12 protein-coding genes are annotated in these 12,079 nt (G+C 70.5%); 9 read left to right on the plus strand and 3 right to left on the minus strand.

All coding sequences use genetic code 11. From position 1 onward, the window contains the following. Nucleotides 1-51: 51 nt before the first annotated feature. A complete protein-coding gene (locus tag AOK16_RS02620) occupies nt 52-636 on the minus strand; it encodes a hypothetical protein (protein WP_157859079.1) in 585 nt (194 codons plus the stop codon). Between the two features lie 112 nt (nt 637-748). On the opposite strand from AOK16_RS02620, the gene AOK16_RS27890 reads away from it, so the two are divergent. The 6 genes from AOK16_RS27890 (at nt 749) to AOK16_RS02650 (ending at nt 6,925) form a co-directional block, all read left to right on the plus strand. Continuing rightward, nucleotides 749-1,279: a hypothetical protein gene (locus AOK16_RS27890; RefSeq protein ID WP_240483328.1), complete on the plus strand. Its 531-nt coding sequence runs from the start codon at nt 749-751 to the stop codon at nt 1,277-1,279. A gap of 183 nt (nt 1,280-1,462) precedes the next feature. Beyond that, nucleotides 1,463-1,750, plus strand: a complete 288-nt coding sequence (gene rpsO / locus AOK16_RS02630) for a 30S ribosomal protein S15 (RefSeq protein WP_055470574.1) — start codon at nt 1,463-1,465, stop codon at nt 1,748-1,750. Between the two features lie 306 nt (nt 1,751-2,056). Beyond that, nucleotides 2,057-4,288: a polyribonucleotide nucleotidyltransferase gene (locus AOK16_RS02635; protein WP_055470575.1), complete on the plus strand. Its 2,232-nt coding sequence runs from the start codon at nt 2,057-2,059 to the stop codon at nt 4,286-4,288. Beyond that, complete coding sequence (locus AOK16_RS02640) at nt 4,285-5,664, plus strand: M16 family metallopeptidase (RefSeq protein ID WP_055470576.1); 1,380 nt, start codon at nt 4,285-4,287, stop codon at nt 5,662-5,664. Before AOK16_RS02635 ends, AOK16_RS02640 begins: the two co-directional genes overlap by 4 nt. Before the next feature lie 41 nt (nt 5,665-5,705). Then, nucleotides 5,706-6,461, plus strand: coding sequence for a 4-hydroxy-tetrahydrodipicolinate reductase (gene dapB / locus AOK16_RS02645; RefSeq protein WP_055470577.1), 756 nt, complete (start codon nt 5,706-5,708; stop codon nt 6,459-6,461). 8 nt (nt 6,462-6,469) lie between these two features. Further along, nucleotides 6,470-6,925: a tetratricopeptide repeat protein gene (locus AOK16_RS02650; RefSeq protein ID WP_055470578.1), complete on the plus strand. Its 456-nt coding sequence runs from the start codon at nt 6,470-6,472 to the stop codon at nt 6,923-6,925. A 104-nt stretch (nt 6,926-7,029) separates the two neighbouring features. Here AOK16_RS02650 and AOK16_RS02655 read toward each other — a convergent pair whose 3' ends face one another. Both AOK16_RS02655 and AOK16_RS02660 read right to left on the minus strand, forming a co-directional pair. Further along, complete coding sequence (locus tag AOK16_RS02655; protein ID WP_055470579.1) at nt 7,030-7,608, minus strand: hypothetical protein; 579 nt, start codon at nt 7,606-7,608, stop codon at nt 7,030-7,032. Nucleotides 7,609-7,722: 114 nt separating this feature from the next. Beyond that, nucleotides 7,723-7,965: a hypothetical protein gene (locus AOK16_RS02660; protein WP_055470580.1), complete on the minus strand. Its 243-nt coding sequence runs from the start codon at nt 7,963-7,965 to the stop codon at nt 7,723-7,725. 176 nt (nt 7,966-8,141) lie between these two features. On the opposite strand from AOK16_RS02660, the gene thyX reads away from it, so the two are divergent. The 3 genes from thyX (at nt 8,142) to AOK16_RS02675 (ending at nt 11,765) form a co-directional block, all read left to right on the plus strand. Further along, entirely contained in the window at nt 8,142-8,894 is a 753-nt protein-coding gene (gene thyX / locus AOK16_RS02665; protein WP_055470581.1) for an FAD-dependent thymidylate synthase, read from the plus strand. Nucleotides 8,895-9,072: 178 nt separating this feature from the next. Continuing rightward, nucleotides 9,073-9,972, plus strand: coding sequence for a 4-hydroxy-tetrahydrodipicolinate synthase (dapA, locus tag AOK16_RS02670; RefSeq protein WP_055470582.1), 900 nt, complete (start codon nt 9,073-9,075; stop codon nt 9,970-9,972). A 107-nt stretch (nt 9,973-10,079) separates the two neighbouring features. Beyond that, nucleotides 10,080-11,765 (plus strand): ribonuclease J, encoded by a 1,686-nt coding sequence (locus AOK16_RS02675; protein ID WP_055470583.1) that lies wholly within the window; start codon nt 10,080-10,082, stop codon nt 11,763-11,765. The last annotated feature ends 314 nt before the right edge of the window (nt 11,766-12,079 follow it).

The following is a 12,079-nucleotide window of genomic DNA, read 5'->3' on the forward strand; positions in this document are numbered from 1 at the left end:
CTCGGACAGGGCTGCCGCGTATGCGCCACAAGCCGCGTACGAGTCAGCGGTTCAGCCCGCGCTCCTGGCCCTGCCCGCGCGGGTCAGCCCCGCCTTCTCCGCGAGGGTGCCCGCCCCGGGCTCGGCCCGCGGGGAGGCCTTCTTCAGGTTGGCCCGGATGACGCGGATCGGCCGGTGCCCGCCCGGCGGTGAGACCACCCCGCCGTAACGGAAGTCGCCCGCGAACCACACCTCCTCGATCCGCTCCCCGCCGTCGCGGCTCAGGTCGTACCGGAACGGAACCGTACGGAACGGCGCCTGGCGGCCGGGCTCCGGCCGCAGCGAGATCTGGGTGTCCCGCCCTGCGGAGTCGAAGACGCAGGGGCAGGGCTCCCAGGCGTACGTCCGCAGGATCCGGCCCATGCGGCGGGCCGAGACGATCGTCCAGGCGGTGACCGGCACGAGGACCAGTACGGCGGCGGTGGTCCGCACGGCCAGCCCGATCGAGTCGTCGTCGGGCCGCGCGACCCCGGCCGCCACGGTCCCCGCCCAGGCCGCCAGTTCCGCGACCAGCCAGCCGGTCCGCAGTCGGATTCTCCTGCGCCAGGCCGCCGCCGTACGGGGTTCGTCCATCGCTGCCGCGGATCCGGGAATCATGGCCGCGATCCTAGCCACGGGCGGAGCCGCGGCCGCGGGCCCGCGAAGGACGGACCGGGACGGGGCCAACTCGTTGGGTCCCGGAGACCGTTGGCGTCTAGGCTGCGGTCGCATGACGGCGACCGACGAATCCCCGACCAAGCACCCGACGGCCGAGGACCACGCCCCCAAGGGACCCAAGGCCGGGGCCTCTGACCCGCAGGACTCGACGGCCGGACACCCTGATCCGCAAGACTCGGCGCCCGCGGACCCCGACCCGGCGGCCCCGGCAGCCAGAGCCCCCGAGTCCGAAAGCCCCGAGCCCGAAGACCGCAAGCTCGACGACTCCGAGCCTGAGAACCCCGAGCTTGAAGACCGCAAGCCCGGGGACCCGGAGAAGCGCCCCCTGTCCCCGCGCCAGGCCCGCCGCCTCCGCGTGGCCGTCGCCGCGGCCTTCATGGCCGCCGCCGCTGCCGCCCTGGTGGTACGGCTCAGCGCGACCCCTTCGGTGCTGACCGTCGGTGTGTACGGAGCCGCGCTCGTCCTCTGCGGCGTGGTCATCGAGCTGAGCCGTCGCGGCCGCACCCGGCTCGGCATGTGGCTGCTGGGCTGCGGTGTCGCCGGTGTCGCCCTGGCCGAATGGCTCCTGTGGACCGGTGGCTGACCCCGGGCGGACCGCCCGTTCCCGCCTGGTACGCTGTGTGACGGCCGTTTGTGTACGCGCCCTCGGTCGCCCCCGGCGACTGGCGGCAGCGCCCAGCGAGCCCCGCCTCCCGAGTCACGGAAGCTCCCCTGAGACAGAGACCAGGGGCACTCGGCGGCTGAAACGAGATCCCGAGGAGTACGCGTGTCGCTCGACGCCGCTACGAAGAAGCAGATCATGTCCGAGTTCGCGACCAAGGAGGGCGACACCGGCTCCCCCGAGGTCCAGGTCGCGCTGCTCACCCGCCGTATCTCGGACCTGACCGAGCACCTCAAGGCCCACAAGCACGACCACCACTCCCGCCGTGGTCTGCTGATCCTGGTCGGCCAGCGCCGCCGCCTCCTGCAGTACCTGGCGAAGAAGGACATCACCCGCTTCCGCCAGCTGGTGGAGCGCCTCGGTATCCGCCGTGGTGCCGCGGGCTCGAAGTAGGACTGCAGTGAAGGGAGCGGTTCCCGAATCCGGGGAGCCGCTCCCTTCGCCGTACGCGAGGACGACCGAAGCTTTGTAGTCTGGTCGCACAGCGCGGATGCGCGGGACCCCCGCGGAGCCGCGCCCGAACACCGACAACTGAAGACGTACGAGGAGGGGCGCCCCGCCCGCCGCCGGTCCTCGGTAGTGGCCCCCGGGACCTGAGACCCCGGGTGCTTCGATCGAAGACCGGCCCGCACAGGAGGCGCTCCACCGCCATCGTCCCGCGCCACACGGGCCCGGGACGCAGACGAGGAGATTTTCCTGGTGGAGAACGAGACCCACTACGCCGAAGCCGTGATCGACAACGGCTCCTTCGGCACCCGCACCATCCGCTTCGAGACGGGCCGCCTGGCCCGTCAGGCCGCCGGCTCCGCCGTGGCCTACCTGGACGATGACACCATGGTGCTGTCGGCCACCACCGCGTCGAAGAACCCCAAAGACCAGCTCGACTTCTTCCCGCTGACGGTCGACGTCGAGGAGCGGATGTACGCCGCCGGGCGCATCCCCGGCTCGTTCTTCCGCCGGGAGGGCCGCCCCTCCGAGGACGCGATCCTCACCTGCCGCCTGATCGACCGCCCGCTGCGCCCCTCCTTCAAGAAGGGCCTGCGCAACGAGATCCAGATCGTCGAGACGATCATGGCGCTCAACCCCGACCACCTCTACGACGTGGTCGCCATCAACGCCGCCTCCTGCTCCACCCAGCTCGCGGGCCTGCCCTTCTCCGGCCCCATCGGCGGCACCCGCGTCGCCCTCATCAAGGGCCAGTGGGTGGCGTTCCCGACCCACAGCGAGCTCGAGGACGCCGTCTTCGACATGGTCGTGGCCGGCCGCGTCCTGGAGGACGGCGACGTCGCGATCATGATGGTCGAGGCCGAGGCGACCGAGAAGACGATCCAGCTCGTCAAGGGCGGCGCCGCGGCGCCGACCGAGGAGGTCGTCGCCGCCGGTCTCGAGGCCGCGAAGCCGTTCATCAAGCTCCTCTGCAAGGCCCAGTCGGACCTCGCCGCCAAGGCCGCCAAGCCCACCGGCGAGTTCCCGGTCTTCCTCGACTACCAGGACGACGTCCTGGAGGCGCTCTCCGCCGCCGTGCGCGACGAGCTGGCCCAGACGCTGACCATCGCCGGCAAGCAGGAGCGCGAGGCCGAGCTGGACCGCCTCAAGGCCGTCGCCGCCGAGAAGCTGCTGCCGCAGTTCGAGGGCCGCGAGAAGGAGATCTCGGCGGCCTACCGCTCGCTGACCAAGACCCTGGTGCGCGAGCGCGTCATCAAGGACAAGGTCCGCATCGACGGCCGCGGCGTCACCGACATCCGTACGCTCGCCGCCGAGGTCGAGGCGATCCCGCGGGTGCACGGCTCGGCGCTGTTCGAGCGCGGCGAGACCCAGATCCTGGGCGTCACCACGCTGAACATGCTGCGCATGGAGCAGCAGCTGGACACGCTCTCGCCCGAGACGCGCAAGCGCTACATGCACAACTACAACTTCCCGCCGTACTCCACCGGTGAGACCGGCCGCGTCGGCTCCCCCAAGCGGCGCGAGATCGGCCACGGCGCCCTCGCCGAGCGCGCGCTGCTGCCGGTGCTGCCGACCCGCGAGGAGTTCCCGTACGCCATCCGCCAGGTCTCCGAGGCGCTCGGCTCCAACGGCTCGACCTCCATGGGCTCGGTCTGCGCCTCGACCATGTCGCTGCTGAACGCCGGTGTGCCGCTGAAGGCCCCCGTCGCCGGTATCGCCATGGGCCTGATCTCGCAGGAGATCGAGGGCGAGACCCACTACGTCACCCTCACCGACATCCTCGGTGCGGAGGACGCCTTCGGTGACATGGACTTCAAGGTCGCCGGCACCAAGGAGTTCGTCACCGCCCTCCAGCTGGACACCAAGCTCGACGGCATCCCCGCGTCGGTGCTGGCCGCGGCCCTCAAGCAGGCCCGCGACGCCCGCCTGCACATCCTCGACGTGATGATGGAGGCCATCGACACCCCGGACGAGATGTCCCCCAACGCCCCGCGGATCATCACCGTCAAGATCCCCGTGGACAAGATCGGCGAGGTCATCGGCCCCAAGGGCAAGATGATCAACCAGATCCAGGAGGACACCGGCGCCGAGATCACCATCGAGGACGACGGCACGATCTACATCGGCGCCGCCGACGGCCCGGCCGCCGAGGCCGCCCGCACCACGATCAACGGCATCGCCAACCCGACGATGCCCGAGGTCGGCGAGCGCTACCTGGGCACGGTCGTCAAGACCACCACCTTCGGCGCCTTCGTCTCGCTGCTCCCCGGCAAGGACGGCCTGCTGCACATCTCGCAGCTGCGCAAGCTCTCCGGTGGCAAGCGCGTCGAGAACGTCGAGGACGTGGTCAGCGTCGGCCACAAGGTCCAGGTCGAGATCGCCGAGATCGACCAGCGCGGCAAGCTCTCCCTGATCCCCGTGATCGAGGGCGAGGATGCCGAGGCCGAGGCCAAGCCGCAGGAGAAGGACGAAGCCTCGAAGTGACGTCTCGTACGCACAGGACGACGGCCCGCACCTCTTCGGAGGGGCGGGCCGTCGCCCGTACCCAAACCCTTCTCAAGGGCGAGAACGGCATCGGCACCGTCCGTAAGACCGTCCTCCCCGGCGGCCTGCGGGTCGTCACCGAGACCCTGCCCTCGGTACGGTCGGCCACCTTCGGCATCTGGGCCAACGTCGGCTCCCGGGACGAGACCCCGGCCCTGGGCGGCGCCACCCACTACCTGGAGCACCTGCTCTTCAAGGGCACCGAGCAGCGCACCGCCCTGGACATCTCCTCCGCGATCGACGCGGTCGGCGGTGAGATGAACGCCTTCACGGCCAAGGAGTACACGTGCTACTACGCGCGCGTGCTCGACACCGACCTGCCGCTCGCCATCGACGTGGTGTGCGACATGCTCACCGGCTCGCTGATCGCCCCCGAGGACGTGGACGCCGAACGCGGCGTCGTCCTGGAGGAGATCGCGATGACCGAGGACGACCCGGGCGACGTGGTGCACGACCTCTTCGCGCACACCATGTTCGGCGACTCCCCGCTCGGCCGCCCGGTCCTCGGCACGGTCGACACGGTCAACGGCCTCACCCGCGACCGCGTCGCCCGCTTCTACCGCAAGCACTACGACCCCACCCACCTGATCGTCGCCGCCGCGGGCAACGTCGACCACCAGCGCGTCGTACGCCAGGTCCGCGCGGCCTTCGACCGGGCCGGGGCGCTCACCCGCGAGGACGCCGAGCCCGTCGGCCCGCGCCGCGGCGCCAAGACGATCCGCACCGGGGGCCGCGTCGAGGTGCTGGACCGCGCGACCGAGCAGGCGCACATCGTCCTCGGCATGCCGGGCATCGCCCGCACCGACGAACGCCGTTGGGCCCTCGGCGTGCTCAATGCCGCGCTCGGCGGTGGCATGAGCTCGCGGCTGTTCCAGGAGATCCGGGAGAAGCGCGGCCTCGCCTACTCGGTCTACTCCTACACCTCCGGCTTCGCCGACTGCGGCCTGTTCGGGGTGTACGCCGGCTGCCGCCCGAACCAGGTCGGCGACGTCCTCAAGATCTGCCGCGACGAGCTGGACCAGGTCGCCGAGCACGGCATGGACGACGACGAACTGCGCCGCGCCATCGGCCAGTTGTCCGGCTCCACCGTCCTCGGCCTGGAGGACACCGGCGCGCTGATGAACCGCATCGGCAAGAGCGAGCTGTGCTGGGGCGAGCAGCTGTCGGTCGACGAGATGCTGCGCCGGATCGCGGCCGTCACCCCCGACGACGTACGGGCGGTGGCCAAGGATCTCCTGGGTCGGCGGCCCTCGCTGTCGGTGATCGGGCCGCTGACCGACCGGCAGTCCGCCGAACTGCACGAAGCCGTCGCGTGACGCACACGGCGTGACACACACGTAAAGGGATGCGAAGGACGATGAGCAACAAGCTGCGCGTGGCCGTCATCGGCGCCAAGGGCCGCATCGGCTCCGAGGCCGCACGGGCCGTGGCGGCCGCCGAGGACCTGGAGCTGGTGGCCGCGCTGGACCGGGACGACAAGCTGGCGGCGCTGACCGAGGCCGGAGCCCAGGTCGCCGTCGACCTCACCCACCCCGACGCGGTGATGGGCAACCTGGAGTTCCTGGTCGGCCACGGCGTCCACGCCGTCGTCGGCACGACCGGCTGGACCTCGGAGCGCCTCGCGAAGTTGGCGGAGTGGCTCGACGCTTCCCCCCCGACGGGCGTGCTGATCGCCCCGAACTTCTCCATCGGCGCGGTCCTCACCATGGCCTTCGCCCGCCAGGCGGCCCGCTTCTTCGAGTCCGCCGAGGTCGTGGAGCTGCACCACCCCAACAAGGCCGACGCCCCCTCCGGCACCGCGACCCGTACGGCCCAGCTGATCGCCGAGGCGCGGCGGGAGGCGGGCTGCGCCCCGCAGCCGGACGCCACCACCACGGCCCTGGACGGCGCGCGGGGCGCGGACGTCGACGGGGTGCCGGTGCACGCCGTACGGCTGCGCGGCCTGCTGGCCCACCAAGAGGTCCTGCTCGGCGGCGAGGGCGAGACGCTCACCATCCGCCATGACTCGCTGCACCACAGCAGCTTCATGCCCGGCATCCTGCTGGGCGTCCGCCGCGTGGTCTCCACCCCCGGGCTGACCTTCGGCCTGGAACACTTCCTCGACCTGAACTGAGCTGTCCCGTGCGCGCCAAAATCACGTATTTCGCCCTGTCGGCCGCCCTGGTCGGCTACCTCGTACTGGTCGGCAACCGCGGGGTCGCCCTCATCCGGCAGGGCACCCCGATCACCGTCGCCTTCGGGGCGTCCGTGCTGGTGCTGCCGCTGATCGGCGCCTGGTTCCTGTGGCAGACGACGAGGTTCGCCCGCAGCGCCAACCGGCTGGCCGCGGAGCTGGAGGCCGAAGGCGGCCTGCCGGTGGACGAGTTGGCCCGCACCCCGAGCGGCGCGATCGACCGGGACTCGGCCGACGCGGTCTTCGCCAGGCGGCGGGAGGAGACGGTGGAGTCGCCGGAGGACTGGCGGGCCTGGTTCCGGCTCGCGGTCGCCTACCACGACGCCCGCGACACCCCGCGCGCCCGCAAGGCCATGCAGCGCGCCATCGCCCTGCACGACGGCAAGCCGGTCCGAACGGCCTGACACGGCACGGCAGTCGGGCCCCGTACGCGACGAGAACGCGTACGGGGCCCGACTCCGTAAATCAAGCTCCAGGTAGATCAGCTCCGGGGCCGATCAGCTCCGGTTCAGTCCCGGTGCTCGTCGGTCCGGTACTCGGCTGCCCACGCCTCGACGGCGTCCGTCGCCATGTCGAAGGCCTCCAGCCGGCCGAGGAAGTCCGCGTCGTGGTCGGTGACCAGCGGCCGCAGCGGCTCACCCGACACCGGCGTGGCCACCAGGGCCTGCCCCTGCACCGTACGCGGCAGCCCGAGCCACTTCACCGGCTGCTGCACGGTCCTGACCTCGGCGAGCTCGGCCCACGGCACGGTCGTCGTGGAGAAGACACCGGCCCGCCGCAGCCCCTGCGCGCTCACCCAGGCCCCGGCCCGCACCAGCCGCACGGCCCCCACGATGACGGCCGTCGCCGCGGCCATGCACAGCCCCGCCCCGGGCAGCGCCCCCGCGAGGGCGATGATCATGGCCGCGAACAGCATGTACGAGGCCAGCAGCAGAAGCAGAGCGCCGCCCGCGACCCGCCAGGGGCCCGGACGGTACGGGCGCCGCCAGCGGTCCTGGTCGATGTGCGGCAGCGCGCCACCACCCGCGTCCGCGGGGTCGTCGGAGTCGTCGAAGGCGCGATCGGCCGTCAGGAAGGGCAGGGGCACGGCAGGTCCTCACTCATGCTGCACGCTCGCTGTGTGCCCGGTGAGGTTATCGATGCGCGCAGGACCCGACCACCCCAGGGGTACCGGTCGGGACCTCCCTCGCCCGCGGCGGGCTCAGCGCCCCTCGGCCGCTTCCGAGTGCTGCGTGGTCTTGCCGTGCGGCCCGGACTCCATCGCGGGCATCCCGAGCAGCAGCGCCCCGACCAGCGCGGCCGCGGCCGTCAGGCCTATCAGCGTCCGTCCGGCTATCTGCGCCGCACCGGCCCGCGGGCGGGGCGGCGGCTCGACGTTGCTGCGGAAGCGGTCGGCCTCCACGACGAAGGCGAAGGGCACGGGCTCTCGTCGGCGGCGGAACATGAAGGGCTCCCTGGGAACCTCGAAGTGTGATCTGTTACCTATACAGACGTCGTAAGTGCCCGAAAGGTGCCCGATTCCGGCGAGTTCTTCCTTGATCTTCCACTGCCGCGGGAGTTGTCGGTGGCGGGCCGTACAGTGGGCGCGGCCCTGAGGGACGCGAATGGAAGGACCCTGCGGTGACCGAAACCCCCGCCGAAACCCCCGCCGAGACCGCAAAGCCCGGCTTCCGCAGCGATGTGACCGTGGAACTGGTCAAGCACAGCGCGGCGGACTCCGACGTGCTCTGGGCGGCCAGGGTCTCGACCGCCGGCGAGCAGTCCCTGGAGGAGCTGCAGAAGGACCCGGAGCGCTCCAAGGGCCTGATCAACTTCCTGATGCGGGACCGTCACGGCAGCCCCTTCGAGCACAACTCGATGACGTTCTTCGTGAGCGCCCCGATCTTCGTCTTCCGCGAGTTCATGCGGCACCGGGTCGGCTGGTCCTACAACGAGGAGTCCGGCCGCTACCGGCAGCTCCAGCCGGTCTTCTACGTGCCGGGCGAGGCCCGCAAGCTCGTCCAGCAGGGCCGCCCGGGCAAGTACGAGTTCGTCGAGGGCACCCCAGCGCAGCACGAACTGACCGGCCGCGCCATGGAGGACGCCTACCGCCAGGCCTACGAGGCGTACGAGGAGATGCTCGCGGCCGGCGTCGCCCGCGAGGTGGCCCGCTCGGTCCTCCCGGTCGGCCTCTACTCCTCGATGTACGCGACCTGCAACGCCCGCTCGCTGATGCACTTCCTCGGCCTGCGCACCCAGCACGAGCAGGCGGCGGTGCCCTCGTTCCCGCAGCGCGAGATCGAGATGGTCGGCGAGCAGATGGAGGCCCACTGGGCCGGACTGATGCCGCTCACCCATGCCGCGTTCAATGCCAACGGCCGTGTGGCGCCGTAGAGAACGGACGTCCGGATCACCGCGCGAAGTGTCCGTATTGCGACGTTTCGTGAAGTTCATCTAGGCTGAACAAACGGACCCGGCACTGCTTGAACCCCCGAGCAGGCAGTGCCGGGATCCGCATTCCAGGGGGCCCCGAGGGCGCACGGCGCGAGGAGCTACGAGTAGCGTGGACCCCATGGCTCCGACCTCCACACCGCAGACCCCCTTCGGACGGGTCCTGACCGCCATGGTCACGCCGTTCACCGACGACGGCGCAATCGACATCGACGGTGCACAGCGGCTCGCGGCCCACCTCGTGGAAGCCGGCAACGACGGCATCGTCGTCAACGGCACCACCGGTGAGTCCCCGACCACCAGCGATGCGGAGAAATCACGGCTCGTACGGGCCGTGGCGGAGGCCGTCGGGGACCGCGCCCACGTGGTCGCCGGAGCTGGCACCAACGACACCCGGCACAGCGTCGAACTGGCCCGCGCCGCCCAGGCGGCGGGCGCGCACGGCCTGCTGGCAGTCACCCCGTACTACAGCAAGCCCCCGCAGGAAGGTCTCTTCCGGCACTTCACGGCCATCGCCGACGCCACCGAGCTGCCGGTGATGCTCTACGACATCCCCGGCCGCAGCGGCGTGCCGATCAACACCGAGACCATCGTCCGCCTTGCGGACCACCCGCGGATCGTCGCCAACAAGGACGCCAAGGGCGATCTCGGCCGCGCCAGCTGGGCCATCGCCCGCAGCGGCCTCGCCTGGTACTCCGGCGACGACATGCTGAACCTGCCGCTGCTCTCGGTCGGCGCGGTCGGCTTCGTCTCCGTCGTCGGCCACCTGGTCACACCCGACCTGCGCGCCCTGCTGGACGCCCACCTCACCGGAGACGTCGCCAAGGCCACCGAGATCCACCAGAAACTCCTGCCGGTCTTCACCGGCATGTTCCGAACCCAGGGCGTCATCACGACCAAGGCCGCGCTCGGCCTCCAGGGCCTGCCCGGCGGCCCGCTGCGCCTGCCGCTGGTCGAGCTGTCCCCCGAAGAGACGGAGCAGCTCAAGCGGGATCTCGCCGCCGGCGGGGTACACCTCTGACCAAGACTTCACAACTCCATATATGACGACAACTGCAAGTGCACGAAAGTCACGCGCGCCGCGTGCCTCGTACCGGGGCAGGTGGCGCGCGTGGTGAGGAGAGTTCTTTGAGTCATCCGCATCCCGAGCTCGGCCCCCCGCCGAAGCTCCCCGAGGGTGGCCTGCGCGTCACCCCGCTCGGCGGCCTGGGCGAAATCGGCCGCAACATGACCGTCTTCGAGTACGGCGGCAGGCTGCTGATCGTCGACTGCGGAGTGCTCTTCCCCGAGGAGGAGCAGCCCGGAATCGATCTGATCCTGCCGGACTTCAGCACCATCCGGGACCGGCTCGACGACATCGACGGCATCGTGCTCACGCACGGCCACGAGGACCACATCGGCGGCGTTCCGTACCTGCTCCGCGAGAAGGCGGACATCCCGCTGATCGGCTCCAAGCTGACCCTCGCCCTGATCGAGGCCAAGCTCCAGGAGCACCGCATCCGGCCCTACACCCTCGAGGTCGAGGAGGGCCACCGCGAGCGCGTCGGCCCCTTCGACTGCGAGTTCGTCGCCGTCAACCACTCCATCCCGGACGCCCTCGCCGTCGCCATCCGCACCCCGGCCGGCATGGTCGTGCACACCGGCGACTTCAAGATGGACCAGTTGCCGCTCGACGGCCGCCTCACCGACCTCCCCGCCTTCGCCAGGCTCGGCGAGGAGGGCATCGACCTCCTCCTCTCCGACTCCACGAACGCGGAGGTCCCCGGCTTCGTACCGCCCGAGCGGGACATCTCCAACGTCCTGCGCACGGTCTTCGCAAGCGCCCAGAAGCGGATCATCGTCGCCAGCTTCGCCAGCCACGTGCACCGCATCCAGCAGATCCTGGACGCGGCACACGAGTACGGGCGCCGGGTCGCCTTCGTCGGCCGCTCGATGGTCCGCAACATGGGTATCGCCCGTGACCTGGGCTATCTGCGGGTCCCGCCCGGCCTCGTCGTCGACGTGAAGACCCTCGACGACCTGCCGGACGACGAGATCGTGCTGGTCTGCACCGGCTCCCAGGGCGAGCCGATGGCCGCGCTGTCCCGGATGGCCAACCGCGACCACCAGATCCGGATCGTCCAGGGCGACACCGTGATCCTGGCGTCCTCCCTCATCCCGGGCAACGAGAACGCGGTCTACCGCGTGATCAACGGCCTGACGCGCTGGGGTGCGAACGTCGTCCACAAGGGCAACGCCAAGGTCCACGTCTCGGGCCATGCCTCGGCGGGCGAGCTGCTGTACTTCTACAACATCTGCAAGCCCCGGAACCTGATGCCGGTGCACGGCGAGTGGCGCCACCTGAGGGCCAACGCCGAACTGGGCGCCCTCACGGGAGTCCCCAAGGACCGGATCGTCATCGCCGAGGACGGCGTCGCGGTCGACCTGATCGACGGCATCGCCAAGATCGCGGGCAAGGTCCAGGCCGGTTACGTGTACGTGGACGGCCTCTCGGTCGGCGACGTCACCGAGACCTCACTCAAGGACCGACGCATTCTCGGCGAGGAGGGCATCGTCTCGGTCTTCGTCGTGGTCGACTCGACCACAGGCAAGATCACCGCCGGCCCGCACGTCCACGCTCGCGGCTCCGGCATCGAGGACGCGGCATTCGGCGAGGTGATCCCCAAGATCGAGGAGGCGCTGGCGCGTTCCGCCGGGGACGGCATCGTCGAACCGCACCAGCTCCAGCAGCTGATCCGCCGCGCGGTCGGCAAATGGGTCTCCGACACCTACCGCCGCCGCCCGATGATCCTCCCTGTCGTCGTGGAGGTCTGACGCCGCATCAGCCCACTGGACGGCCGCCCTGACGCCGATTTGCATCAGGTCACGGCCGTCCAGTACGTTTACGGCTCCGCCTGAGCGAGAACCCGGCACACAATTCGTGTACGGAGAACTCGCGAAGGGGAGGGTGGAAAACCGGCTCAGAGAAATCTGATAAAGTCGGAGACACCGAAGGGAAGCCCGGAGGAAAGCCCGAGAGGGTGAGTACGAAGGAAGCGTCCGTTCCTTGAGAACTCAACAGCGTGCCAAAAGTCAACGCCAGATATGTTGATACCCCGTCTCCGGGCCGTGATGGTCTGGGGCGAGGT

Origin of the sequence: Streptomyces pathocidini, from assembly GCF_001418495.1 — a bacterium.
Taxonomy (GTDB): Bacteria; Actinomycetota; Actinomycetes; order Streptomycetales; family Streptomycetaceae; genus Streptomyces; species Streptomyces pathocidini.

Excerpts from the sequence above, each read along its gene's own strand:
- AOK16_RS02620 (WP_157859079.1), bottom strand. The coding sequence starts at position 636 with ATGATTCCCGGATCCGCGGCAGCGATGGACGAACCCCGTACGGCGGCG.
- AOK16_RS27890 (WP_240483328.1), top strand. The coding sequence starts at position 749 with ATGACGGCGACCGACGAATCCCCGACCAAGCACCCGACGGCCGAGGAC.
- dapB (WP_055470577.1), top strand. The coding sequence starts at position 5,706 with ATGAGCAACAAGCTGCGCGTGGCCGTCATCGGCGCCAAGGGCCGCATC.
- AOK16_RS02660 (WP_055470580.1), bottom strand. The coding sequence starts at position 7,965 with ATGTTCCGCCGCCGACGAGAGCCCGTGCCCTTCGCCTTCGTCGTGGAG.
- dapA (WP_055470582.1), top strand. The coding sequence starts at position 9,073 with ATGGCTCCGACCTCCACACCGCAGACCCCCTTCGGACGGGTCCTGACC.